The organism is Cupriavidus sp. IK-TO18, from assembly GCF_015549295.1.
Taxonomy (GTDB): domain Bacteria; phylum Pseudomonadota; class Gammaproteobacteria; order Burkholderiales; family Burkholderiaceae; genus Cupriavidus; species Cupriavidus oxalaticus_A.
Map to the genome: position 1 here is coordinate 182,871 of NZ_JADGMP010000006.1, position 25,923 is coordinate 208,793.

Below are 25,923 nucleotides of genomic sequence, written 5' to 3' on the forward strand. Positions count from 1 at the left end.
CTTGAGTCTAGTCGCGGCCCCTGGCCGCGACTGCAAAGAATTGATAACGATTGCGTCGCGTCACTGGTTCGGCCAGGACAGGCCGGCGGCCTGTGCCAGCGCCAGGTAAGACGTTGCCAGGTGGTATGGCGAAGTCGACGGCATCTCCGCACGCACCACGTCGCCTGAAGGCGCGAGGCATTCGTGCCATCCCTGCGCATGCAGGAAGCGATTGCGGAACTGCCCGGCCCACGCTTCCAGCGTAGCCAGCGACCCGGGTTGTCCATGCAGCGCCAGTGCGCGTGCATACTCGGTCTGCGCCCAGATGCGCTGGGTACCGTCGAGCAGCCCGCCACGCGCGTCCAGTGCCGCGCTGACGCCCAGCGTGCCGGGCGCCACGCCATGCCGCTGCGCAAAGTCGAAGGCCTGGCGCAGCGCGCCTTCCAGCGGCAGGTCGCCGAACAGCTGCGGCCGGCTTGCGACCAGCGAGAACCATTCGAACTGGTGGCCCGGTTCGATGCGATTGTCGGCACTGCCCTGCGGCAGCTCGGCGATACAGCCGCTCGCGGGATCGACAAAGCGCTCGAACACGGCCATCGCGATCTCGCGCAGCCGCTCGGCATACCATTCGTCGCCGGTCGCATCGAGCGCCGCCAGGTAGGCCTCGGTCAGGTGCATCACCGGGTTCTGCAGCACGCCTGCGCCTTTCGGGCGAAAGTGCTCGTTAAGCGCGGCATGGTACAGCCCGCCATCTTCGGTGAAGAAGTCCTCGACGACGTCGACGGTTTCGTCGAGCACTTCGAGCGCATCGGGATTGCCGCGCAGCGCGTGGTAGCTGGCGCAGGCAAAGATCACGAAGGCGTGCGTGTAAAGGTCGCGCGTGGTGTCCAGCGGCGAACCGTCCGGTCCCACGCTGTAGATCCAGCCGCCCGCCCCGTCGCCGAAATACGCCTGCAGCGAGCCGAACAGCGTATCGGCATGCGCATGCTGGCCCGCCACCGAAAACACATAAAGCTGCCGCGCACACGCCATGGCACGGTAGCGCGCCGCCGGCAGCGGCGCGGCCGTGGCGCCGTCGAGGGCCTCATAAGGCAGGAACAGGCCGGCATTCCAGCCGCTGGCAGTCCACAGCGGCAGCACCGTGGCGTCGTAGTGCGCCGTCAAGGCGGCGACCTGTTGGTTGAGTGCGGTCGAATTGAGCATGGTCGGTGGCGAGAAGCAGGCGCCACGTGGCGCCAGGCGCAGAAGGTTACTGGATTCGGCGCAGCGGGGGAAGCCGCGGCACGCGTATCTTGCCATGCCGCGGTTGCAATTCTCCGATGGCACCATGCGCCTGTAGTTGCTAGCATCAAATGCGTCCCACCTGCCAACGGGAGGAGCCAATGTCGACCCTGCCCCTTACGCTTTCGGACCATCACCGCACGCTGGTACTGCACGTGCTGGAAGAGCCATCCGGCCAGTACACCTGGCGCATTGTCATGGAAGAACTTTGCGGCGCGGCCGATGCCGACTGCACTGTTGAAGCGCCTTCCACATACAGTTCGCATGCCGAGGCCGAGGCAGCCTGCTGGGCCGCCGGCAATGGCATGCTGGATGGCCCGCGCGCGGCGAGCGAACTGCGCACCACCTGAAGCACGCCGCCCGCGCTGCCATGTGCAGGCGCGGGCGTCCGGGTGGCCCCGATCCTTGCGCGCTGCCGCGCATGTCCTAGTCTGGAATCGTGGCAGTGGCAACGCGGGCAGGCTATTTGCCCGCGATTCTCCGTTCCGGCCACGCCCAGGGCCTTCCCGAAGCCTGGGTGCTTCCCTGCCACCTGCCTGTCATCTTCCTGGCCTTAACTGGCCTGGTCGCCTCGCCGCGCTTGGCATCGGTGCGGTGGCAGGGCCGCAGGAGCATGAAATGGAAAAGCCGGTCGTCTCTCCGCAGCGCTTCGTCGAGCTGATGAACGAGCGCCTGAGCAAGCATCCCTTGTACCAGGAGGGCATGCGCGTCTATGCCATTCCGCAGCACACCGACCATCCGCGCAGCCTGGTGTGCGTAGGGCCGCGCGGCACTGAATGCGTGTGCGCCACCATCGAGAATATCGTGCGTGGCGAATGCGAGGTGGTCCCCGACATTGCCCAGGACTGGCACCGTCCCCGCCCTCACGGAAGTCCACACGAAGCGCGGGCACGCTGAACGCCCGATAGCGCATGCCCAGCGGATTGCATGACGAGAACGCCAGCTACCGCGGCTATCGCATCCATGTCGCGGCGCTGCGCTATGGCAGCCAGCACGATGGCTGGTGGACACTGCGCGCCGAAGTCTGGCATCGCGGCACGCGGCTGCCATGGCCGTGCCCCGTGATGCAGACGCGCTTTGGCTGTGCCGGCGATGCCACGCGCGCGGGCATGGCGTGGGGCCGCGAAGCCATCGACTCGGATATCGCCGGACAGCGCGATGCCGAGGAAGCGGTACAGCCCTAGCAACCGCCGCGTTCAGACATCGATGGCCGCGTCCGATTTCACCTTGCGGCGCAACTCGAACTTCTGGATCTTGCCGGTCGAAGTCTTGGGCAGCGGCCCGAAGTACACCGCCTTGGGCACCTTGAAGCCGGCCAGCAGCGTGCGGCAATGCGCGATCAGGTCCTCCGCGGTGGCACTGGCGCCATCCTTCAGTTCGACGAAGGCGCACGGCGTCTCGCCCCACTTGGCGTCAGGCTGAGCCACCACCGCCGCGGCAAGCACCGCGGGATGCCGGTAGAGCGCGTCCTCCACTTCCACGCTGGAAATATTCTCGCCGCCGGAAATGATGATGTCCTTGCTGCGGTCCTTGATCTTGATATAGCCGTCGGGCATGCACACGCCGAGGTCGCCGGTATGGAACCAGCCGCCGGCGAAGGCCTCGCGCGTGGCCTTCTCGTTCTTCAGGTAGCCCTTCATGCAGATGTTGCCGCGGAACATGATCTCGCCGATGGTCTCGCCGTCGGCGGGCACGGGCTGCATAGAATCAGGATCGAGCACCGCAACCTGCGACTGCAGGTGGTAGCGCACGCCCTGGCGCGCCTTGCGCACGGCGCGGTCCTGTTCCGACAGCGTGCGCCAGTCGTCCTGCTCGGCACAGACCGCGGCCGGGCCATAAACCTCGGTCAGGCCATACACGTGCGTGAGTTCGAAGCCCATGGCCTCCATCTGCGCCAGCACCGCTGCCGGCGGCGGCGCGCCGGCGACCATGCCGCGCACCGGGCCGCGCACGCCTTCGCGCCACGATGCGGGCGCGTTGACCAGCGCGGTATGCACGATCGGCGCGGCGCAGTAGTGCGTGACGCCTTCCGCGCGCATCAGGTCGAACACGAGCCTGGGTTCGAACTTGCGCAGGCAGACGTTGACGCCCGCGCGCGCCGCGATGGTCCAAGGGAAGCACCAGCCATTGCAGTGGAACATCGGCAGCGTCCACAGGTAGACCGGGTGCTTGGGCAGGTCCCATTCCAGGATGTTGGAGATCGCGTTGATGGCCGCGCCGCGGTGGTGATAGACCACGCCCTTGGGATCGCCGGTGGTGCCCGAGGTGTAGTTCAGCGCGATCGCATCCCACTCGTCGCCAGGCATGCGCCATGCATAGTCCGGATCGCCGGCAGCCAGGAAGGATTCGTAGTCGGTCTCGCCGAAGGGCTCGGCCTGCGGCCCCAGCGCATCATGGACCGCGATCACCTTGAGCCCGGGAATTTCCAGCGCAACCTGCCGCGCAACGTCGGCAAACTCGGTGTCGGCGAGCAGCACGCGGGCCTCGCCATGGCGCAGCATGAAGACGAGGTTGGCGGCGTCGAGCCGGATATTGAGCGCATTGAGCACCGCGCCCGCCATCGGTACGCCAAAATGCGCCTCGACCATGGCCGGCGTGTTGGGCAGCAGCGCGGCCACGGTGTCGCCCTTGCCGACGCCGGCACGCGCCAGCGCGCTGGCCATGCGGCGCGCGCGCGCATACGTGTCGCGCCAGTTCTGTCGCACCGGACCGTGCACGATGGCCAGGCGGTCGCCGTACACCTCCGCGGCGCGGACCAGGAAGTCGATGGGTGTGAGCGGTACGAAATTGGCCGCATTGCGGGCCAGGCCGCTGTCGAAATCGGTTGGCATTGCTGTGTCTCCGCTAGTCGCACTTTTTCTGGGGCAAGGCTATCATCGCACACGCCCGGCGCACTGTCGTCCGGACGACAAACTTCCCGCAAACCCGCGCCGGCCAAGGCTTACGCAAATCTTACAAAGTGCCGCGCAGCCGCTCGCGCCGATGTCATGACCGCATCCCAGAACCCCACTCGCGCCCCTGAAAGCATGCTTGCCAGCCATGTGTGGTACGCCGCGCTGGCGGCGGAACACCAGGCGCTGGCCGCGCGCGAAACACTGCTGCAGTCCTTCGCCGCGGGCGCCTTCATTGCCCGGCGCGGCGAGCCTTCGCGCTACTGGATCGGGGTCGACAGCGGCCTGATCAAGCTGGCGGTGTACACGCCGGACGGACGCGGCTGCACCTTCTCCGGCGTGCCGGCCGGCGGCTGGTGCGGCGAAGGCAGCGTGATCAAGCGCGAAGACCGCCGCTACGACGTGATCGCCATCCGCGACTCGCAAGTGCTGCTGGTGCCCGAGCCGGTCTTCAACACGCTGCTGGCGCAGAGCCTGCCGTTTGCAAGCTTTGTCGTACGCCAGCTCAACGAGCGCATGGGCCAGTTCATCGCCACGGTGCAGAACGACCGCCTGCTCGGCGCCGATGCGCGCGTGGCGCAGGCAATCGCGCAGCTGTTCCATCCCGACCTGTATCCGCGCACCAGTCCCGTGCTGGAGCTGTCGCAGGAAGAAATCGGCCTGCTGACCGGGCTGTCGCGGCAACGCGTCAACCAGGCGCTGCGACGGCTGGCCGACGCCGGCATGGTGCATCTGTCCTACCAGAGCATCCGCGTGACCGACCTGCCGCGCTTGCGCAGCTTCGGGCTGTCAGAGCTGTAGCGGTCAAGGTTTGGCGGCGCTGGCCGCCAAACCATATGTCTTATTTGTGTGTCAATCACCAGAACGCGGGTTACCTTGAACCCTGCCGTTCGCACACACTCGCGCCCGCAGGGTGGGCGAGCCACCCTGTTGGCGGGGCTGCATGAGCCACGGGTCGACCAGCGCGGTCCCTGCCATAACCAGAACCACATAAAGCCAAATACAGGGATGAAAACCACAAACTTGTTTCTGACGGGTCTGGCTGTCGCCGTGCTGACAGCATGCGGCGGCGGAGGAGAAAGCGAAGCGCCGGCTTCTTCGGCTCCGACTACCAAGATCAGCGGCACGGCCGCAGTGGGCGCGGCGCTGGGCAATGCCAGCGTGCAGGCCAAGTGCGCATCGGGCAGCGGCACCGCCACCACCGCCGCGGACGGCACCTTCACCATCGATATCCCGAACGCCACGCGCCCGTGCGTGCTGAGCGTCACGACGCCGGACGGCACCACGCTGCATTCGGTCGTGGAAGCCGGCAGCGGTACCACCGCCACGGCCAACATCACGCCGCTGACCGAGCTGATCACCGCATCGCTGGCCGGCGGCGACACCGACGCCTTCTTCAACCAGTTCGATGCCAGCGCACAGGCCAAGCTGACCACCAGCGGCCTGAACACGGCCACCGAGGCCGTGAAGCTGGTACTGACCGGCGTGGTCGACCTGACCGGCGTCGATCCGCTCAAGGGCACGCTGGTAGCGGCCAATGGCAGCACTGCGGGCAACGCTCAGGATCAGCTGCTCGACCAGCTGGGCGAGCGCCTGGAGTCGTCGCAGACCTCGCTGGACGAGCTGTCGTCGGCAGTCGCCTCCAATGCAGGCGCCACGGCGATCCAGACCGCGCTGCAACCGGCGGCGGCAAGCTGCGCGGGCCTGCGCTCGGGCAAGTACCACCTGGTCGGCCTGAGCTACCCGTCCGGCACCATTGCCGAAGTCGATGCCAGCGCGCTGACGATCACGCAGAAGTCCAGCTTCGCCGCGGACGCACCCTCCGGTTCGTCGGTGACGCTGACCCCGGATGCCGCCGAAGCCTGCCGCTTCACCGTCTCGTCCGGCGGCAGCGTCACGACCGTGCTGATGTCGAAGTCCGGCGTGGGCCTGGCCGTGCCGGCAGCGCCGATGCCGAACCCCGGCGTGGCCATGCTGATTCCCGCCCAGTCGCTGACCCTGGCCGACCTTGCCGGCAACTGGAACGGCCTCGGCTACGAGCGTGAGGACGCCGGCTCGCCACTCAAGCCCAGCCGCGTCACACTGAGCCTGGATGCCGACGGCAAGGCGACCGCGGGCGCCAACTGCACCGGCATCAACAGCTGCGAAAGCTGGCCGGCAGCCGAGCTGCCGACCTTCTCCGCAATCGGCAACGGCATCTTCGGCTTCAACGACCTCTATGCCAGCGCGCAGCCCGTCTACACCTTCAAGGGCACCGATGGTCAGATGATGGCGGTGATCCCGCATGAAGACGGCTTCATGATCTTCAGCAAGCAGGTTGACCGCGCGCTGCCGGCAGTCGGCTATTCCAATGCGTATTGGGATAACGCGGTGATGTACCTGCGGCCCGCGGGCGGTGGCACGCCTGTGCTCACCTTCACCGGTACGGAGAAATGGAGCACGGTGGTCGAATCGGCCGACGCGCAGACTGGCATCTATACCCGCAAGCGCGTCGAAGACGGCCGCCTCGACAGCTGGAAGCAGAACGTGCCGGCGCCTGGCCTGCGCTATCGCGAAGCGAGCACCGCCGCAGCCGAGTCGATCGCGATGGTGCTGGGCAATACCGGCGTGAACGTGTCGATCGGCGTGAACAACGTCAACTTCTACAGCATCTCGCTCAACCGTCCGTAATCCACCGCACGGCGAATCCGGACATCCGTTGTCCGGATTCGCTCCAGGCCGGCACCGCCCCGCGACGCCGGCCTTTTCTTTGCCGATCGCAAAACCGCAGACAAAAAAATACCCACAGCCGGGTGGTAGTGGGTAACGAAAAGTGGTGCGGACATGTCGCGGAACTGTCCACGACGAGGATCTTCGCACCGGCGCCGCGCCGGGCCAATAATCTTTCCGGACTAGTCGCGCTGACGCGTCTGGTGCATGGACAATCTCCATGGATTCTTGTCCAATGTCTGTCGACCCGTGCCCGCTGCGACGGCATCCAGACTGACCTGCGCCCCGCTGCTCACGGCGCCTGTTCCCCATGCCCCACGCCCGCCTGCTGCTGATCGACGACCACACCCTGTTCCGCACCGGCCTGCGCCTGGTCCTGGCCGACAGCCCGAGCGTCGGGCAGATCATCGAAGCCGGCTCTGTCATGCAGGCGGTACAGGACCATGCCGGCGCCGCGGTCGATATCCTGCTGCTCGATATCCAGATGCCGGGCCTGAACGGCCTGGAGGGCGTCAAGGTATTGCGGCGGCATTTCCCCGCGGCGCGCATCCTGATCGTTTCCGGCACTTCCGGACTGGAAACCATTCCGGCCGACGTGCGGCGCGAGATCGCCGGCTTCCTGCCCAAGTCGGCCGATGCGCGCGAGATCGAGGAAGCGATCGCCTGCTGCCTCGCCGGCGGCATGCATTTCTCCGATGACGCCAGTGCGGCCGGCCGTGCCGCCGCGCCGGCGCCGTATGCCGCCAGCACGCTCACGCCGCGCCAGCTGGAGGTGCTGCACCAGCTCACGCTGGGCCGCTCCAACAAGGTCATTGCCTACCACATGGGCCTGTCCGAAAACACCGTCCGCGTTCATGTGGCCGCCATCCTCGACCACCTCGGCGTGGTCAGCCGCGTCGAAGCCATCCTGGAAGCGCAGCGCCGCGGGCTGGTGCAGGCGGCGCGATGACCGCGGACCAGGCGCCGCCGCGCGTAAGGGGGGATCGCCCGCAGGGCCTGCGGCTGCTGCCGCGCTTCGACGAGCCGCGGCTGCTGGCCGCGCAGATGGCGCTGATCGACCAGAGCTTCGGCATCGCCATGCTGGGCTGCTCGCTGGCGGCCTTTATCCTCGCCGCGGGCCTGACGCTGTCGGGCGACCGTCCCGGCGCCCTGCCCTGGGCCTGCGCGATGGCAGTGGCCTGCGCGGTGGCGTACTTCGGGCGGCTGGCGCTGGCCGGACGGCTGACCGAGGCAGGCGCGGGCCGCTATGCGCGCGGCATGACCGCCATGCTCGCGCTGATCGGCGCGCTGTGGGGACTGGTGGCTTGGCTCTACCTGGACGTGAGCATGCCGGCGGTGGTGATCTGCGTGCTGTCGCTGATCGCCGGCATGAGCGCGGCGGCGCTGGCGGTGTTCTCCGCCTGCCTGCCGGTGGCGATCGGCTTCTTTATTCCGTCGATCGTGCCGGTCTGGATCGCGTTCCTGGTCACCGGCGATATCGAATACCTGCCCATGTTCCTCGGCACACCGCTGTACCTGTTCGTGCTGATCATGTTCGCACGCAACTATTCGCGCGTGGCGCGGCATTCGATCGCGCTGCGCTTCGAAAACATCGAGCTGATCTCGCAGCTGCGCGAGCAGACCGCGCGTGCCGAGGCCGCGCAGCATGCGGCGGAGCAAGCGAGCCGCGCCAAGTCGGTGTTCCTGGCCTCGGCCAGCCATGACCTGCGCCAGCCGCTGCATGCGATGGGGCTGTTCCTGGTGTCGCTGGGCCGCACCGCGCTGGATGCGCGCCAGCGCCAGTTGCTGGAGCATGTGGAGGCATCGTCCGGCGCCGCACGCGAAATGCTGAACTCGCTGCTGGACTTCTCCAAGCTCGAAGCCGGCGTGGTCACGCCGCGGCCGCGGCCGTTCCGGCTGCAGCCGCTGCTGCACAAGCTCGAGAACGAATTCGCGCCGCAGGCCGATGCGCGCGGGCTGGTGTACCGCACGCGCGATACCACCACAACGCTGTACGGCGATCCCACGCTGGTCGAACTGGTGCTGCGCAACCTGATCGCCAATGCGATCCGCTATACCCGGGAGGGTGGCGTGCTGGTGGCGTGCCGCCAGCGCCGGCTGCATGCCGTGATCGAGGTATGGGACACCGGCATCGGCATTCCCGCCGCACAGCATCGCGAGATCTTCCGCGAGTTTCACCAGCTCGGCAATCCGGAGCGCGACCAGCGCAAGGGGCTGGGGTTGGGGCTGGCCATCGTCGAGGGGCTGGCGCGGACGATGCGCACGCACGTCACGCTGGGCTCGCGGCCGGGGCGGGGGTCGGTGTTCCGCTTCGTGATGCCGCGCGCGTGGAGCACGCCGGAAGACACGCCGCACCCGGTGGCACCGGGCGGGCTTGACGGGCTGCGCGTGCTGGTGATCGACGACGACGAAGCGATCCGCACCGCCATGTCGGAGCTGCTGGGGGCATGGCAATGCGACTGCCGCACGGCCGAATCCGAGGACGAGGCGCTGACCATGCTCGCGGCGTTCCAGCCTGCACTGGTGCTTGCCGACTACCGCCTGCGCGGCCATCGCACCGGCCAGGAAGCGCTGGACGCGATCCGGCAGCGGCTGGGCCGTCATGTGCCGGCGATCATCATCACGGGAGATACGGCGGCGGACCGGCTGCGGACCGCGCATGCGGCAGGCACGCTGCTGCTGCACAAGCCGGTGGTTCCGCAGGAATTGCACGCGGCGATCGACACGCTGCTGCGCGATGCCCCCGCGCAGAATGTGCAGGACGCGCAGGGCGAAACACGCCGCGGCCATTCACAGGCCGAAGCAGATTAGGACGGCCCTCCCGCATCAAGCCGGATGGCCGCGCACCGCTGCGGGCGTCAGCCGCCCGAATGCAGCGGGGACAGCGAGTAAGCGAGCACCAGTCCCGCCACGATCGCCGGCGAACCCAGGCGAATCGCGGCACTGCGCGACAGCACGCCCAGATACACGTACAAGCACACCAGCACCATCGCAGTCACATACAGCAGGCTGTCATAGACTTGCATGGATGTCTCCCTTGGCCTTTTGTTCTTATTGCTTTACTTCGGTGGTCTGCCGGCGAAGCGTGATGCAAAGGCACTGCGTGGGGGCCGCTCCGCCGCCATGCTAAGGCTGTCTGTTACCAAGGATAGTCGGGAGTTCGCGCGGGCGTGGCAATCATGGAAATCCCTTTGCGGCGGCGCACCACGGCTGGGGCGCCGCCGCAAGGGAGGCGTGGCAGGTCAGCCGGCGGGCAGCATTTCCGGGTTCCAAGCGACCTCCCACAGGTGCCCGTCGGGATCCTGGAAATAGCCCGCATAGCCGCCCCAGAACGTGTCCTGCGCCGGTTTGACCACGGTAGCGCCTGCCGCCTTCGCCTGCGCCATCACGGCATCGACTTCCGCCTTGTCGCCGACATTGTGGGCCAGCGAAAAATCGGTGGACGCGCGCGGTGTCACCGTCAGCCCGGCGTCGTGCGCCAGGCTCGCGCGCGGCCACAGTGCCAGCTTCAGCCCGGACTGCAGGTCGAAGAACGCCACCGCGCCGTGCTCGAACTGCTGGCCGACAATGCCCGGTGTCGACAATCCCAGTCCATCGCGATAGAAGCGCACCGCGCGCTCCAGGTCGTCGACGCCCAGCGTGACCAGTGTGATGCGAGGCTTCATGGCACTACCCTCCTGCAGATGTGGTGGGCCTAGCGCTGGCCGAAGGCGGCGCCGGCAAACAGGTCCTTCAGTTCGCGCGGCTGCGAGCGCCAGTACTGCTTCGGCGCATGGACGCTGGCGCCCAGCCGCGCGGCCGCATGCCACGGCCAGCGCGGGTCGTACAGCATGGCGCGCGCCAGCGAGACCGCATCGGCCTCCTGGTTGGCAATGATCGCTTCGGCCTGCTCGGGCTCGGTGATCAGGCCCACCGCGATCGTCGGCAGCCCCACTTCGGCCTTGACGCGCTGTGCGTACGGCACCTGGTAGCCCGGGCCGAGCTTGATCGCCTGCTGCGGCGAGACGCCGCCGGTGGTGACGTGGATGGCCGCGCAGCCGCGCGACTGCACTGCCTTGGACAAGGCCACCGTGCCCTCGATGTCCCATCCGCCCGGCACCCAGTCGGTGGCCGAAATGCGCATCCACACCGGCCGCTCCGCTGGGAACGCTTCGCGCACCGCGTCGAAGACTTCGATCGGAAAGCGCATGCGGTTTTCCAGGCTGCCGCCGTATTCGTCGTCGCGATGGTTGGCCAGCGGCGACAGGAACTGGTGCAGCAGGTAGCCATGCGCGGCATGGATCTCGATGCCGTCCAGCCCGAGCCGTGCCGCGCGCCGCGCCGCCGCGACAAAGTCGTCGCGCACCTTGTCCATGCCGGCGCGGTCGAGCGCGGCCGGCGGCACTTCGCCGTCGCCATGCGGCACCGCCGACGGCGCCACGGCGTGCCAGCCGCCGGGCGCATCCGGCGCGATCTGCTGACCCCCGTCCCACGGCGCATGGCTCGACGCCTTGCGGCCCGCATGGCCGAGCTGGATCGCTATGCCGATGGGCGAATGCGCGCGCATCGCCTGCACCACGCGCCCCAGCGCCGCCTCGTTGTCGTCCGAATACAGGCCCAGGTCCTGCGGCGTGATGCGGCCTTCCGGCGAGACCGCGGTCGCTTCCACGATCAGCATGCCGGCGCCTGACAGCGCCAGCGTGCCGAGATGGATCATGTGCCAGTCGCCGGCGTTGCCGTCCTGCGCCGAGTACTGGCACATCGGCGCAATGATGATGCGGTTGGCGAGCCGGAGGCTGCCGATTTCCAGCGGTTCGAACAGATGGCTCATGCGTTGCTGCTCCTTGCAGGTCATGCCGGCCCGCAGCGGGGCCGGGGGAAATCTGGATTCTAGGCCGATGCCGGGATTGCTGCCGGCGACGTTCACGGTGCCGCGCGGCGCTGGCCGGCCAGGCTCAACACCAGCGCCAGTGCCAGCGCCGCCGCGCCGCAGCCGAAGATCAGCGCGTAGTTCTCATGCGAATGCGCAAACAGCCATGCATAGCCGTAGCCGGCCAGCGCCTGGAACAGCGCAAAGGCACTGGTGGCATGGCTCCATGCGGCGCGCTGCGCGGCAGGGTCGTGCGGCAGCGCCTCCTGGATCGCGCCCAGTCCGAGCGGCGCAATGCCGGGCGTGAAGGCACCGAGGACCACCGCCGCCCCGCCCAGCGCAAGCGGATCGCCGCACAATGCCAGCATCGCCGCGGCAAGTCCCTGCAGCAGCAGCGCGACGCGATAGGCAACGCCGAAGCCGATGCGTTCGCCGGCAAAGCCGCACACCAGCGGCCCGGCGATCGCGCCCAGGCCATAGAGCACCCAGTACGATGCGCCGACCTCGCTGCCGCGCCCCAGCCCGCGTGCGACCAGGTCGACCAGCAGCAGCATCGCCGGCACCAGTCCGAACGCATTGATCGCGTATTGCGCGTAGAGCCATTGCAGCCGACGCCGCGCCGCTGCCGGCGGTGCCTTTGCCGCCGCGCCCGCACCGGATTGCGGCAGCGGGCCGGGCCAGCCGAACCAGCTGAACACGGTCAGCGCCAGCGCCAACGCGCCCAGCCCCAGCCAGGTCTCGCGCAGGCCGAACTGCAGCAGGCGCGGCACGAGCGTGCCCGAGGCAGCGATACCCAGGCCAAGCCCGACGAAGATCGTGCCCATCGCCAGCCCGCGGCGCGGCGCCGGGATATGCGGCAGGATCGAGGTCGCCACCAGCACCATGATGCCGCCCCCGGCCAGCCCAGAGACAAAGCGCCAGCCGAAGAACCACGCCACCGACAAAGGCCACGCGCAGGCAAAGAATGCCAGCGTGGCGGCAAGCATCAACGCGCGCAGCACCGTGCGGCTGGACCAGACCGATACCATCGGCCGGCCCAGCAAGGCGCCGGCCAGGTAGCCGGCGAAGTTGGCCGCGCCCAGCGCGACGGTCTGCGAGGCCGGGAACCAGTGCGACTGGATCAGCGGCGGCACCAGCGCGGTGTAGGCAAAGCGCGCCAGGCCGATGGCGACGAGGCTCGCGCACAGGCCGCACAGCGCGGCGTAGATCTCGCGCCATGCCAGGGGATCGGGCGCGGTGGGGGCGGCGCAGAGGCCGGCAGGTCTGGACATGGGAATCTCCGGTGTGGCCCCCGCCCTTGCGCCGGGCAAAACGGGGCCATCGGCGCCAGGCATGGCGCCGGAAAAAGGGCATGCAGCTGCCCGCCACGCTGCCTGGGCGGCGTGTCCGGGAACTACAAACGGGAAAGGTCAGGCCGGGATGGCGGGAATCAGCCGGTGCCGGGCACCGCGGCCGCGCTCAGTGGCGGCAGGCCGAGCAGCGCCAGCGTCGGCCGCACAGCCGCCTCGAGCAAGGCGCGCTGGGGGGCGGAGCGAGCCAGCACGCGCATGCCGAGCAGCGTCGCCAGCAGCTGTGCCGAAGCGTCGTCGGCCGACACGCCGGTGCTGGCCGCGCCCTGCTGCTGCGCGGCGGCGAAACGGTCGCGGAAGAATGCGCGGATTTCGGCGAATGCGTCCGCGACCTTCTGCTGCAGGCCTGGATCGTCAGGCGTGACTTCCAGTGCGGTGTTGACCAGCAGGCAGCCGCGGTGCAGCGGATCCGCCAGTGAGCGCTCCAGGCTTTCAGACAGGTACGCCGAAATGGCCGCGCCGGGTGGCAGCGTCGTGCCCAGCCGGGCGATCCGCTCGCGCATGCTGGCTTCGACATAGCCTTCCAGCGCCAGCAGGAACAGCGAGCGCTTGTCGCCGAAGGCGTTGTACAGGCTGGGCTGGGTCATACCCATGGCACTGGTCAGGTCGCGCGTGGACGTGGCCTCGTAGCCGCGCGCCCAGAAGGCATCCAGCGCCGCCGTCAGCGCGGTCTGTTCGTCGAATTTGCGGGGTCTGGCCATGGTCGCTCGATTTTGTATCGTTCGCTATGAAACGAATTATAGATCGATCGATACAAAACACAAGGCCATGCTCGATGCAAGTGTCAGGCAAGGGTCAGGCCGGCGCCAGCGGGTCGGGCGCGACCAGCCGCAGCCAGCTCGCTATCGCCGCCACCGCGGCAAACGCGGCGCCCAGCGCCAGGGCCAGCCCCGGACCGTGGGTTCCGCCGATGCCGAAGCACAACGCCACCAGCGCGGCGCCGGTGGCCTGGCCGAGCAGGCGCGCGGTGGCAATCACCCCGCTGGCGCCGCCGCTGCGCTCACGCGGCGCGCTGGCCATCAGGGCCTTCAGGTTGGGCGACTGGAAAAAGCCAAAGCCGGCCCCGCAGATGCACATGCGGATGCCGATATCGAGCGCGCTGGGATTGTCCGGCAACAGCGCCAGCGACACCATGCCCGCACTCAGCACCGCCAGTCCCACGCCACCCAGCAGGCCGGGCGGATAGCGGTCGGAAAGCCGGCCAGCGAGCGGAGCCATCAGCGCCACCACCACCGACCATGGGGTCAGCAGGAACCCGGTCTCGACCTGCCCTCGCCCCAGCACATGCTGGAAGTAGAACGGCAGCGACACGAACGCCAGCCCCTGCGCCGCGAACGAGCACACCGCGGTCAGCGTAGACAGCGCGAACATCGGCCGGCGGAACAGGTCCAGCGGCAGCATCGGCGCGGGCCGGCCGCGTTCGCGCCAGACCAGCAGCCCGAACGCCACCACGAACACGCCGGCGGCCGCGAGCGATTCGTGCAGCGGTGCGCGCTGCGCGCCCTCGCCGAGCGCGAAGATCAGCGCGGCAAAGGCCACCACGTTGAGGAGCGCCGCGACCCGGTCGAAAGATTGCGTGCCGCGCGGCGTCTGCGGCAGCGCGCCGCGCGCGATCCCCAGCGCCAGCAGACCGATCGGCAGGTTGACGGCAAACAGCCACGGCCACGTGCCGAACGACAGGATCACCGACGCCACCGTCGGCCCCACCGCGAACGACACCCCGACCACCAGCGCGTTCAATCCCACCCCGCGCCCCAGCCTGTGCATCGGAAAGATCGAGCTGATCAGCGCCGTGTTGACGCTCATGATCGCGGCCGCGCCGATGCCTTGCAGCGCACGTGCCGCCGCCAGCGTCGGCAACGACCACGCCAGCGCGCAGATGACCGACGCGACGGTGAATACCGCGACGCCGCCAAGATAGATGCGCCGGTGCCCCAGGATGCCGCCCAGCGCCGCGAACGGCAGCAGCGTGGCGACCATGGCCAGCTGGTACGCATTGATCACCCAGACCGACGCCGCCGGCGTGGCGCGCAGGTCGGCGGCGATCGAGGGCAGCGCCGTATTGGCGATGGCGGTATCGAGGGTCGCCAGGGCGACCGCGATCAGGATGGCGGCCATGCCGCGGCGCTCGCGCGCTGTCATGGCGTTGTCTGCGGCGGCGGCAGACGCGGAGGGAAGGGGCGCTGTGCTTGACACTGTCGTTGCCGGTTACCGGTGGCCGCCAGTGGCAGCACCAGACCGACACGATACGGGAAAACGCTTCAGCGTGCTGAAGAGGGCTTCATATGTATGCACATTTCCCGCAGGATTCCCGTCCGCCGCCGTGCAGTCTGCCGGGTCAGTCCAGCGTGATGCCTTCACGCTGGATCACCGCCGTCCAGTTGCCCTCTTCCTTCTCCACGCGCTTCGCAAAGTTGGCCGGATCGATCATCACGACATCGCCTTGCTGTCCCAGCGCTGTCTTCGCCTTGCCGTCCTCGAGAACCCCCTGCATCACCGAATGGAGCTTCTGGACGATCTGCGGCGGCGTGCCGGCCGGTGCCAGCATGCCGATCCAGAAGGTCACGTTGAAGGGCGCAATGCCGAGTTCCTCCAGCGTCGGCACATCCGGCAACTGCGCCATGCGCTTCGATGCGCTGACGGCGATGGGCTTGAGCTTGCCGGCCTTGATCTGCGGCAGTGCCGTCCAAGTATCGAAGGCAGTATCCAGTTCGCCGCTGATCACGGCCAGTTGTGCCTGCGCCGCGGACTTGTACGGAATGTGCGTGGTCTTGATCTTCGCCCGGTTGTTCAGCATGGCAAAGCTGAGATGCGCGATATTGCCCGGTCCGGCCGAGCCATAGCTGACCTTGCCGGGATACTGCGTCGCGTAGCGCACCAGCTCCGGTACCGACCCGACCGAGTTCTTCTGCGACCAGTCCGGATTGGTGACAAGGATGAATGGCGCTTCGAGGACAAGGGTGACCGGCGTGAAGTCCTTCGGCGAGTAAGTCCCTTTCTTGTAGATCTGCGGATTGATGGTGATGCTGCTGGAGTTGGTGACCAGCAAGGTATAGCCGTCGGGCGCGGCCCTGGCGGCCTCGCCGACACCGATCAGCCCGTTCGCTCCGGCCTTGTTTTCCACGACCACGGGCTGGCCGAGGGATTTGGTCAGGCGCTCCGAAAGCACCCGCGCCACGGTATCCGTGAACGACCCCGCCGGAAACGGGACAATCATGCGGATCGGCTTGCTGGGCCAGCCGTTATTCTGCGCCGCAGCCGGCGCGGCCATCGTCGCGGCCAGGATGCCCAGCGCGGCTGCCGCCATGCTGAACTTGCCGGCCTTTGCGCTTGCCTGGCAGCGCTGGATCCATGTCGGTTTGTTCATATCGTCTCCGTATCGTAGTAATGGTGTGCTGAATACTTGCCGGCCTATGGCGTTTCCTTCGCGTGCTTTGGTTTCGCGACGGTGCCGGTGATGCCCTGCCGCTCCAGGCTTGCGATCTGCTCCGCGCCCAGTCCAAGCACGCGGCTCAACACCGCTTCGGTGTGTTCGCCCAGCGTCGGCGCGACATTGCGGATGGGCACAGGGCCTGGCCCGGTCCTGAACCAGGCAGTGCTGCTGGTGTAGGTGCCGATATGGGCGCGCTCGACTTCGCACCAGAATCCGCGCGACCGCAGATGGGCGTCCTGCAGCACCTGCGACATGGGACGCACCACGCCAGCGGCGATCCCGGCCTGTTGCAGCAGGTGCATTGCCTGTTCGGAGTCCCGCGCCATGCACCAGGACCCGATCGCCTGCTCGATCCTGTCCGCCTCGGCGCGCCGCCCCGCTCCCTGCTCCAGCCGCGGATCGGCGGAGAGGTCCGCCCGTCCGATCGCCCGGCATAGCGCGGGCCAGTCCGCGTCGGTAACAGTCAGCACGATCCACGCATCGTCGCCAGCGCAGCGGAAGCAACCATGGGGTGCGTACATCGGATGGCGATTGCCCTGGCGCGGCGATACGGCGCCGGAGATGGACTGCTCCAGCATGAACGGCGCGGCCATCGGCAACATGGCCTCCACCTGCGACAGGTTGATGTGCCGCCCCTGCCCCGTCGCTTGCTGGGCAAACAGCGCGAGCAGGATCGCCGCGCCACCATTGAGGCCGCCGATCGGGTCGCCGTAGGCGTATGACGTCATCGCCGGCGGGCCATCGGGGTGCCCCGTGTAGAGCGGCAGCCCGCTGGCCTGCTCCAGCGTGCCGCCGTAGGCGCGGGTATTGCTCCACGCATTGCCGAGCCCGAAGGCCGGCATCGACAGCATGACAAGCCGTTTGTTTCTGGCGCGCAGCGCTTCGTAGTCCAGCCCTAGTTTTGGCAAGACCTCCGCGGAGTAATTCTCGATGACCGCGTCGGCGCCTTCGACCAGCTGCAGCAGCAACTGCTTGCCTTCGGGGCGCGTCAGGTCCAGCGTGATGCCCAGCTTGTTGCGGTTCATCAGGTTGAAGTTCGAGTTCTTCTCGTACAGCCTGTCCCGATAGAAAGCCTCGGTGAAATTGGCGCCGCGCCACCAGTCGGGATAGCCGGTACTTTCGACCTTGATGATCTCCGCGCCAAAGTCGGCCAGCGTCCGCGCCGCAAGCGGTCCCGCCCAACCCATCGTCAGGTCGATGACGCGGATACCTTGCAGCGGCAAGCGCTCCCCTGCCGTTCGCCTGAGGCTCAGACGCGGGCGATGATCCAGCCCCGAGGTTCGATAGTGCAGGTCATGCTCGCCCTTTGCCGGCGCATTCCCGCCGGGCAGCGGACCCGCCGCGTCGAGGCGTAGCGGCACCACCGGGCCTTCAAACGACGCGCCGCCCACGCCGACCGGCACGAAGGCACCGCGCTGCCGATGCACTTCCTGGCCGAGCAGGGTCTCCATCGTCGGCACGATCACGGCGGGATGCTTCTTGTTGCCCAGGATCTCGAACCACTGCCGGGCCGTGCGCGCCAGGAACGCAGGCAGAAGCAGCGCGTCGATCTCGTCCGCGCGCGCCATCCGCTCCGGGCCGCTTGCGTAGCGCGGATCGCTGCCGAGGTCCGGACGCCCGATGGCCTCGCACAGGCCCTTCCACTGCGGCAGGGTGTGCGTAAAGATGCCGATCCACCCTTCGGCGGTCTGGTAGATCCCGGCCGGATGCGTGCCGCAGAACCGGTTGACGCCAAGGCGCTGGAGCGGATGGCGCTTGTCCTGCACCATGCCCGCTTCCATCTCGACCACGCTGAAGATGGATTCGTGGGCGCTCAGCACATAGCGGCGGCTGCCCTGCCCGCTCCCGATCAGCGCCGCGGCGGCGGCCGAGAATGCGCTCAAGCCGACCACGATCGCCGACTGCACGTCGTGCGGCATGTGTGGCGGCCCATCTGCGGGGCCGCTGCCATGCACGGCGCCGGCAAGTCCGCGGCATACTGCTTCAGCGCCAGCGTAATGGCTGTATGGTCCGCTTTCGCCGAACCAGGTGAGTGCCACCTCGATCGGCTCTTGCCCCCGCGCTTCATCGGCCATGCCCTGCCAGACCGGCGTGCCGAGGATGCCCGGGCCTTCAGCCAGCGCACGGGCATCCAGCACCACGTCGCACGTGCGCGCCAGATGGGCCAGCCATGCGCGGTCCTCGGCGTTACCGTCGTGCGCGGTGACGCTGCGCTTGTTGGTGTTCAGCCATGCAAAGAGCGCGCTTTCCGGCTGCGCGGCCCCCGCTGCGCTGACCATGGGCGGCATCCGCCGCCAGGCGTCGCCGGACGGGCTTTCCACCTTGATGACTTCGGCGCCGAAATCGGAAAACAGCTTGCCTGCGTACGCCAGCGCAGGCCCGCTGCCGACTTCGAGCACGCGCAACCCACCCAGCGCCAGCTGCGCCGGGTCAATACCATGCTTGATCATGAAAACTCCTGGCTCTGTCTGTGGGCTCGTCAGGCACGGCGCTTACCACGCATCGATGAAGCCGCGGCGCTCCCTGCGGCTGCGCACTTCCGCGGAGGCGATGCCCTGTGCGATCCACTTCCGTGTCTGCGCGGGGTCGATCACCGCGTCGATCTCGACGGCGGCCGCGGTGTTGATCGCGTGGCCGCGCTCGTAGGACTGGGCCACCAGCCGGTCGAACAGCGCCTTGCGCTCGGGACCATCCGGTACGGCCTCAAGCTCCTTCTTGAAGCCCAGCCTGACCGCGCCTTCCAGGCCCATCGGGCCGAACTCGCCGGTCGGCCACGACACGGTGAAGCTGGCCGAGCGGAAGCCGCCGCCCGCCATGGCCATGGCGCCAAGCCCGTAGCCCTTGCGCAGCGTCACCGCCAGCAGCGCGACACGCAGCTTGGCCGCCGTCAGGAACATGCGCGACACGTGCCGCACCTGTGCGCGGGCCTCGACCTCCGGCCCGACCATGAACCCGGGGGTGTCGATCAGCGAGACGATCGGCAGCCCATGCGCATCGCACAGCTGCATGAAGCGCGACGCCTTGTCCGCGGCATCCGCATCGATGGCGCCCCCAAGGTGATAGGGGTTGTTGGCCATGATGCCGACGGGCTGCCCTTCCACGCGGGCCAGCGCAGTGTGGATGCCCGCGCCGAAGCCGCTGCGCAGCATCAGCACGCTGCCGGCATCGGCAATGCCCTCGATGGCCTTGCGGGTGTCGTAGACGCGCAGCCGGTTCTCGGGGACGACATGGCGCAGCGCCAGCGCCTCCGGTGCGCTCCAGTGCGCCACGCGGCCCTGGAACATCGACAGATAGTGCTTCGCTGCCTGCACGGCTTCGGCCTCGTTGTCGACCAGGATATCGACCACGCCATTGGCATGCTGCACCGATGCGGGCCCGACCTCTTCGGGGCTGAAGATGCCGAGGCCGCCGCCTTCGATCATGGCCGGTCCCGCCATGCCGATATTGGCCGACCGGTCGGCAATGATGACGTCGCAGCAGCCGAGGAAGGCTGCGTTGCCGGCGAAGCAGCGCCCCGAGACAATGCCCACCACCGGCACATTGCCGCTTAGCTCGGCAAAGGCGGCGAACGACGGCTGGTACAGCCCGGATACCGAAGGGAAATCCACGTCGCCGGGCCGGCCGCCACCGCCTTCGCCAAACAGCACCAGCGGCAGCTCGTCGCGCAGCGCCACCTCCACGATGCGGTCGGTCTTGATATGGTTGCGCTTGCCCTGCGTGCCGGCCATCACCGTGGCGTCGTAGGCCATCACCGCGCTGCGCGCCCGATCCTTGCCGACCAGTTCGCCATTGATATTGCCGATGCCCGTGATCAGGCCATCCGCCGGGGTGTTGGCAATGAGGTCCTGCTGGCTGCGGCGCGAAGCCTGCGCGGCGAGTGCCAGCGCTCCATACTCGACGAAGGTATCCGCATCGCACAGGTCGGCGACGTTCTCGCGCGCGGTGCGCTGCCCGCGCGAGCGGCGCCTGGCAACGGCATCGGGGCGCGCGGCGTCATCCAGGTAGGCATGCCGGTCCAGCACGCGCTGCAGGTCCGCGCGAATCGCGTTCGGATCGAGCTGCTGGGCGGCAGCCACGGCGATGCCATCGGCCTCGAGCTGCTCCAGCACGATCAGCACCTGGTTTTCGGCGGCCAGCGCGCCCGGCTCCAGCCGCAGGTCGACCACGCGCCCGCCGCATTCCGCGACGATGGCATGCTCCATCTTCATGGCGTCGAGCACCGCGACGGTCTGCCCCGGCTTGACGATCTCGTCCAGCGCGACGGCAATCTCCACCACCCTGCCGGTCAGCGGCGCACGGATCGCCACCAGTCCCTCGCCGACCTCCTCTTCCGCATCGGCGTGGCGCGGCGCAGGCGCGTGCGAAGCACGGGCCGGGCCGCCCAGCAAGGCTTCCTGCGCGCGCCCGGCCTGCGCGATGGCCTCCGCCGATGCGGTCAGCTCCTGCACGATCGCTTCGAAGTGCCGGGTATGGACATCCTGCGCGAGGAAATCGTCGCGCTGCACCAGCGCGCGCAGCAGGTCGAGGTTGGTCGGCACGCCGGCGATGCGGAACTCCGCCAAGCTGCGCTGCAGGCGCCGCACGGCCGCATCGAACTTCGGCGCCGCGCTGCTGACGATCAGCTTGGCCAGCAAGGTGTCGAAGTTGGGCGACGGTTCATAGCCGGCGTAGCCATGGGAATCGACGCGGACGTCGGGGCCCGAAGGCGGATCGAAGCGCTCCAGGCGGCCGTGCGCAGGGCGCGCCAGGCCGTGCGCGTCGGTCATTTCCGCGTTGATGCGCACCTGGATGGCATAGCCGCGGGGTTGCGGCGGCGCAGCGGGGTCCAGGCCGAGATCGGAGAGGGTCTGTCCCGCGGCGATTCCGATCTGCAGCGCGACCAGGTCGACGCCGGTGACCTGCTCGGTGATGGTGTGCTCGACCTGCAGGCGGGGATTGGCTTCGATAAAGACAAAATCCTTCTGCTCGCCGGATTCGGTTTCCTCGACCAGGAACTCGAAGGTGCCCAGGCTCTGGTAGTTGACGCGGCGCGCCAGCCTGAGCGCCGCCTTGATGATCTGCTCGCGCAGCTGCGGCCTGAGCACCGGGCTGGGGGCGATTTCCACCAGCTTCTGGAAGCGGCGCTGCAGGGTGCAGTCGCGTTCGCCGAGGGCAATGACGTGCGCGCCGTCGCCGGCGATCTGCACTTCGATATGGCGCGCGCGGGCCACCAGCCGCTCGGCGTAGACGGCATCGATGCCGAACGCCGAGCCCGCCTCGGAGCGGCAGCGCGCATAGGCTTCGGCCAGTTCTTCGCGCCGGCGCACCACCCGCATGCCGCGCCCGCCGCCGCCACCGACCGCCTTGATCACCACGCCCGCGCCGCCTTGCTGGTCGAAGAAGCTGGTGATTTCCTCGAGCGACGCTGCGCCGCGCGTGGCCGGCATGACCGGCACGTCGCTGTCGGCCGCCAGTTCCAGTGCCCGCCCCTTGTCGCCGAACAGCGCCAACTGCTCGACGGTGGGGCCGATAAAGCGGATGCCGGCCTCGTGGCAGGCCTGGGCAAAATCGGCCCGTTCGCTGAGGAAGCCATAGCCCGGATGGATGGCATCGCAACCGGATGCTTTCGCCGCGGCAATGATGCCTGCGATGTCGATGTACGCAGCCGGCCCGGCACCATCGAGGGCAACGGCCTCGTCGGCCAGGATCCGGTGCAGCGCGCCCTGGTCGTCTTGCGAATAGACCGCGACGGTCCCGATTTCGAGATCGCGTGCGGCACGCAGCACGCGCAGCGCGATCTCACCTCGATTGGCGATCAACAGCTTCTTCAATGCAGTCTCCTCGTTTGTATTTCGATGTCTGTGCCGTGGGTGCCTGGCCGCTCAGGGCCGGATGCCGAACCGGCTGATGCCGGCTTCGCGCAGCGGCGCCGCCAGGTTGGCGAACTCGCACAGCAGCGTGCGGGTCTCGCGCGGGTCGATGATGTCCTCGATGACGAACGCTTCCGCGCTGCGGAACGGCGACGTCAGGCTGCGCACGCGCAGCTCGATCTCGGCGCGCTTCTGCACCGGATCGTCGGCGCCTTCGATCTCGGCCTTGTAGGCAACGTCGAGGCCGCCTTCGATCGGCAATGCGCCCCAGTTGGCGGAGGGCCACGCGTAGCGGAAATTGAAGCGCCCCATGTGCTGGTGGCCGGCTGCCGACACGCCGTAGGCACGGCGCAGGATCACCGAGCACCACGGCACCGTGGCCTGGTAGAGCGCCGACAGCGCGCGCACGCCGTAGCGCATGATTCCCGCCTTTTCGGCCTCGAGGCCGACTTGGAACCCGGCCGTATCGACCAGGTTGACCACCGGCAGGTGGAAGGCCTGCGCCATGTCGACGAAGCGCGTGAATTTCTCGGCGCTGGCGCTGTCCCAGCTGCCGCCATGGAAGGACGGGTCGCTGGCGATCACCGCCACCGGCCAGCCATCCAGCCGTGCCAGCGCGGTGATGACGGCGCAGCCCCAGTGCATGCCGATCTCGAAGAAGGAATCGGCGTCCACCAGCGCCTGCACGATGGGCCGGATGCTGTAGTCCGCCCGGTTATCCCGCGGGATTGCCGACAGCAGCCATTCGTCGCGGCGCGCCGGGTCGTCGTCGGGCTCGCTCCGCGGCGGCAGCTCGAAAACGGAAGGCGGCAGATACGACAGGAACCGGCGCGCGCACGCGAAGGCTTCCTGCTCGCTGCCGACCTCGTCGTCCACCACGCCGTTGCGGGTGTGGATCTGGCTGCCGCCCAGCTCGTTCTTGCTCAGTTCCTCGCCCACGCGGGCCACCACCGACGGCGGGCCCTCGTTGAACAGTTGCGAGGTTTCCCTGACCATCACCGAATAATGGCTGGCGGCCACGCGGGCCGCGCCCATGCCCGCCACGGATCCCAATGCCAGCGACACCACCGGCACCACGGACATGTTCTCCACCACGTGCTGCCAGACCTTCATGGTGGGGATGAGGGTATGGCCCTTGATCTCGATATTGCGCACCGAACCGCCGCCGCCGGTGCCGTCGACCAGCCGGATCATCGGCAGCCGCAGGTCGTGCGCCATCTTTTCGGCGTGGATCAGCTTGTCGCCCACTGCGCCTTCGTTGGCGCCGCCGCGCACGGTGAAGTCGTCGCCCACCAGCACCGCCGGCCGGCCGCCGACCTGCGCGCGGCCCATCACCAGGTTCGAGGGAACCAGGTCCACCAGCCGCCCGTTGCTGTCATAGCGGCCGCTGCCGGTCAGGCCCCCGACCTCGCGGAACGAGCCGGGATCGGCCAGGGCATCGATACGCTCGCGCACCGTCAGCTTGCCGGCCGCCTTGTGGCGTTCCACCTTGCCTTCGCCGCCCATCCGGGCGGCAAGCCGCCGGCGGTAGGCCAGTTCATCGATTTCGGGCTGCCAGCTCACTGTCCTCTCCTGTGTCTTTGCGCGGCACATGTGTCGCCAACACTTCCGCAGGAGCCGTGCCAGCCACAGGGCGCTCGATTACGCGTTGATTTCATTGAACAAATGCCCGGCCGCCGTTAGGATGTCCACTATGAGTACACAAACGTGTCCGCATTAGAGGCACGCATGGAGACATCAAGTGTCCTCAGTGACGACACAAGACATGAGCGGGATCGCGCTCGGGGTGCTGGTCTGTTCTCGCGACGGCTCCCGGCTGGCGGCGATCGGAGCCTGTACCGACCCGGCCATTGCCGACGCGGCGTTCACCGCATGCGCACACGCGCAGGCGCCGGGCGAGGGGCGCCGGCTTTTCCCCGTCGAGGCAGGCACCCGGCGCTTCATCGGCCTGAGCCTGGAAGACGGCGACCACCAGCTGATCCTTCTGCATCGCACCGACACACAGGCCGTGCTGCTCGACTTCCTGGGCACAGTGCCCTTCGCCGGCGCGATCCTGGACCACTTCCTGAACGATCCCTACCAGGCCATCACCGTGGTCGACAAGGAGGGACGGGTGCGCTTCATCAGCCCCGTCCACGAGAAATTCCTGGGCCTCGACACCGGTGCCGGCATCGGCCGCCCGGCGGCCGAGGTCATCCCCAATTCGCGGCTGCCGCAGGTGGTGGCCAGCGGGAAGGCGGAGATCGGGCAGCTGCAGCAGCTCGACGGCGCCACCCGCGTGGTCAACCGCATGCCGATCCGCCAGGACGGCGAGGTGGTGGGTGCCATCGGCCAGGTCATGTTCAAGGGGCCCGAAGCCCTGGGCCGCATGCACAAGGAACTGGTCGAGCTGCGTTCGGAAGTGGCGCGTTACCAGCGCGAGTTTGATCACCTGCGCGACGGCTTGCCCGAGCGGCAGCCGACCTTTGGCCTGATCGGCGAAAGCGCGCCGATGCAGCGCCTGCGCCGCGAAATCCAGACCGTGGCACGCCTTGACGTGCCGGTGCTGATCCTGGGCGAAAGCGGCACCGGCAAGGAGCTGGTGGCCCGCGCCATCCACGGCGCCGGAGCCGAGCCGGCCAGCGCCCGTCCGCTGGTCAGCCTGAACCTGGCCGCCCTGCCAGCCACGCTGATCGAATCCGAACTGTTTGGCCATGCGCCCGGCGCCTTTACCGGGAGCCAGCGCCAGGGACAGGCGGGCAAGCTCGAGCTGGCAGCGGGCGGCACGGTCTTTCTCGACGAGGTCGCCGACATCCCGATGGAGATGCAGGTCAAGCTGTTGCGCGTGCTCGAAGACCACATGGTCGAACGCCTGGGCAGCCGCCGCGCGCAGCGGGTCGACTTCCGGCTGGTCTCGGCCACCAACCGCGACATTCCCGAGTTGATCGATGCCGGGCGTTTCCGCCTCGACCTGTACTACCGGCTCAGCGGCGTGGTGCTTCGCATTCCCGCGCTGCGCCAGCGGCGCGAGGACATCCCGGCTCTGCTGCAGCATTTCGTCGACGCCTTCTGCGCGCGCAACGCCATGCCGGCGCCAGGCATCGACCACGAGGTGGCGCGCCACCTCGCCGGCCAGCCCTGGCCCGGCAATGTGCGCCAACTGCGCCAGCGCATCGAGGAAGCGCTGGTCTTCTGCGATGGCCGGACGCTGCGCGTAGCGGACTTCGCACGCGGCGAATCGGCGCGCGGGCTATCGGGGCTGGAAAGCCAGCCCCATGTGCATGCGGCCGGGCAAGCGCATCGATATGAGGCTTCCGCGGCGGACGAGCTGCCATCGCCCTCTTCCGCACTTCGCACGCCGGGCGACCCGGCCGCGGGCATGAAGGAACTGGCCTATGCCGCGGTGATGGACGCGGTCGCGCGCCATGGCGGCAACAAGAAGCGCGCAGCCGAGCAACTGCGGATTTCCCGCTCGCACCTGTACAAGATCCTGGAACGCGGGCCGAACCCGTCGCAATCGAAATAGGCGCGCGCCACCGCCCTATCGGCACCGTCGCCGATGTCGATAGAATGTGCGTCGACCGATCGCGACCGGGCCTGACCA

Annotated in this window: 20 protein-coding genes; 8 read left to right on the forward strand and 12 right to left on the reverse strand. The window is 68.2% G+C overall.

Annotated features, from left to right (window positions below; translation table 11 throughout):
- Positions 1–60 precede the first annotated feature (60 nt).
- Positions 61–1,182: an AGE family epimerase/isomerase gene (locus IPF36_RS04765; RefSeq protein ID WP_135703915.1), complete on the reverse strand. Its 1,122-nt coding sequence runs from the start codon at positions 1,180–1,182 to the stop codon at positions 61–63.
- A 179-nt stretch (positions 1,183–1,361) separates the two neighbouring features.
- Here IPF36_RS04765 and IPF36_RS04770 point away from each other — a divergent pair, with 179 nt between their 5' ends.
- The 3 genes from IPF36_RS04770 to IPF36_RS04780 all read left to right on the forward strand — a co-directional run bounded on the left by IPF36_RS04770 (position 1,362) and on the right by IPF36_RS04780 (position 2,444).
- On the forward strand, positions 1,362–1,610 hold the full coding sequence (locus IPF36_RS04770) for a hypothetical protein (protein WP_133093261.1): 249 nt from the start codon (positions 1,362–1,364) through the stop codon (positions 1,608–1,610).
- Between the two features lie 268 nt (positions 1,611–1,878).
- Positions 1,879–2,157: a hypothetical protein gene (locus IPF36_RS04775; protein WP_135703914.1), complete on the forward strand. Its 279-nt coding sequence runs from the start codon at positions 1,879–1,881 to the stop codon at positions 2,155–2,157.
- Positions 2,158–2,171: 14 nt separating this feature from the next.
- Positions 2,172–2,444 carry a hypothetical protein gene (locus IPF36_RS04780; protein ID WP_135703913.1) on the forward strand — a complete coding sequence of 91 codons (273 nt, stop codon included), beginning with the start codon at positions 2,172–2,174 and terminating at the stop codon, positions 2,442–2,444.
- Between the two features lie 12 nt (positions 2,445–2,456).
- On the opposite strand, the gene IPF36_RS04785 is transcribed toward IPF36_RS04780, so the two are convergent.
- A complete protein-coding gene (locus IPF36_RS04785) occupies positions 2,457–4,091 on the reverse strand; it encodes an acyl-CoA synthetase (RefSeq protein ID WP_195427430.1) in 1,635 nt (544 codons plus the stop codon).
- Positions 4,092–4,247: 156 nt separating this feature from the next.
- Between IPF36_RS04785 and IPF36_RS04790 the strand changes: the two genes are divergently transcribed.
- The 4 genes from IPF36_RS04790 (at position 4,248) to IPF36_RS04805 (ending at position 9,671) form a co-directional block, all read left to right on the forward strand.
- A complete protein-coding gene (locus tag IPF36_RS04790) occupies positions 4,248–4,952 on the forward strand; it encodes a Crp/Fnr family transcriptional regulator (RefSeq protein WP_133093265.1) in 705 nt (234 codons plus the stop codon).
- Between the two features lie 207 nt (positions 4,953–5,159).
- A complete protein-coding gene (locus tag IPF36_RS04795; RefSeq protein ID WP_195427431.1) occupies positions 5,160–6,821 on the forward strand; it encodes a hypothetical protein in 1,662 nt (553 codons plus the stop codon).
- 349 nt (positions 6,822–7,170) lie between these two features.
- Positions 7,171–7,809 (forward strand): response regulator transcription factor, encoded by a 639-nt coding sequence (locus IPF36_RS04800; RefSeq protein WP_135703911.1) that lies wholly within the window; start codon positions 7,171–7,173, stop codon positions 7,807–7,809.
- Positions 7,806–9,671 (forward strand): hybrid sensor histidine kinase/response regulator, encoded by a 1,866-nt coding sequence (locus tag IPF36_RS04805; RefSeq protein ID WP_195427432.1) that lies wholly within the window; start codon positions 7,806–7,808, stop codon positions 9,669–9,671. Before IPF36_RS04800 ends, IPF36_RS04805 begins: the two co-directional genes overlap by 4 nt.
- A 47-nt stretch (positions 9,672–9,718) precedes the next feature.
- Here IPF36_RS04805 and IPF36_RS04810 read toward each other — a convergent pair whose 3' ends face one another.
- The 10 genes from IPF36_RS04810 to IPF36_RS04855 all read right to left on the reverse strand — a co-directional run bounded on the left by IPF36_RS04810 (position 9,719) and on the right by IPF36_RS04855 (position 23,903).
- On the reverse strand, positions 9,719–9,886 hold the full coding sequence (locus tag IPF36_RS04810) for a hypothetical protein (protein WP_165971435.1): 168 nt from the start codon (positions 9,884–9,886) through the stop codon (positions 9,719–9,721).
- 216 nt (positions 9,887–10,102) lie between these two features.
- Positions 10,103–10,525 (reverse strand): VOC family protein, encoded by a 423-nt coding sequence (locus IPF36_RS04815; RefSeq protein WP_135703909.1) that lies wholly within the window; start codon positions 10,523–10,525, stop codon positions 10,103–10,105.
- A 29-nt stretch (positions 10,526–10,554) separates the two neighbouring features.
- Positions 10,555–11,670 carry an NADH:flavin oxidoreductase/NADH oxidase gene (locus IPF36_RS04820; RefSeq protein WP_135703908.1) on the reverse strand — a complete coding sequence of 372 codons (1,116 nt, stop codon included), beginning with the start codon at positions 11,668–11,670 and terminating at the stop codon, positions 10,555–10,557.
- A gap of 92 nt (positions 11,671–11,762) precedes the next feature.
- The gene (locus tag IPF36_RS04825; RefSeq protein ID WP_195427433.1) at positions 11,763–12,980 is read right to left on the reverse strand and encodes a YbfB/YjiJ family MFS transporter; all 1,218 of its coding nucleotides are present in this window, start codon (positions 12,978–12,980) and stop codon (positions 11,763–11,765) included.
- Positions 12,981–13,138: 158 nt separating this feature from the next.
- Complete coding sequence (locus tag IPF36_RS04830; RefSeq protein WP_133093271.1) at positions 13,139–13,759, reverse strand: TetR/AcrR family transcriptional regulator; 621 nt, start codon at positions 13,757–13,759, stop codon at positions 13,139–13,141.
- A 94-nt stretch (positions 13,760–13,853) separates the two neighbouring features.
- Positions 13,854–15,200 (reverse strand): MFS transporter, encoded by a 1,347-nt coding sequence (locus IPF36_RS04835; protein ID WP_195427434.1) that lies wholly within the window; start codon positions 15,198–15,200, stop codon positions 13,854–13,856.
- Positions 15,201–15,396: 196 nt separating this feature from the next.
- Positions 15,397–16,425, reverse strand: a complete 1,029-nt coding sequence (locus IPF36_RS04840; protein ID WP_195427435.1) for a tripartite tricarboxylate transporter substrate binding protein — start codon at positions 16,423–16,425, stop codon at positions 15,397–15,399.
- Between the two features lie 44 nt (positions 16,426–16,469).
- On the reverse strand, positions 16,470–18,941 hold the full coding sequence (locus IPF36_RS04845) for a CoA transferase (protein ID WP_195427436.1): 2,472 nt from the start codon (positions 18,939–18,941) through the stop codon (positions 16,470–16,472).
- A 42-nt stretch (positions 18,942–18,983) separates the two neighbouring features.
- Complete coding sequence (locus IPF36_RS04850; protein ID WP_195427437.1) at positions 18,984–22,301, reverse strand: carboxyl transferase domain-containing protein; 3,318 nt, start codon at positions 22,299–22,301, stop codon at positions 18,984–18,986.
- A 51-nt stretch (positions 22,302–22,352) separates the two neighbouring features.
- Positions 22,353–23,903 carry an acyl-CoA carboxylase subunit beta gene (locus IPF36_RS04855; protein ID WP_135703901.1) on the reverse strand — a complete coding sequence of 517 codons (1,551 nt, stop codon included), beginning with the start codon at positions 23,901–23,903 and terminating at the stop codon, positions 22,353–22,355.
- Between the two features lie 202 nt (positions 23,904–24,105).
- Here IPF36_RS04855 and IPF36_RS04860 point away from each other — a divergent pair, with 202 nt between their 5' ends.
- On the forward strand, positions 24,106–25,845 hold the full coding sequence (locus tag IPF36_RS04860; RefSeq protein ID WP_218959483.1) for a sigma-54-dependent Fis family transcriptional regulator: 1,740 nt from the start codon (positions 24,106–24,108) through the stop codon (positions 25,843–25,845).
- Positions 25,846–25,923: the final 78 nt, after the last annotated feature.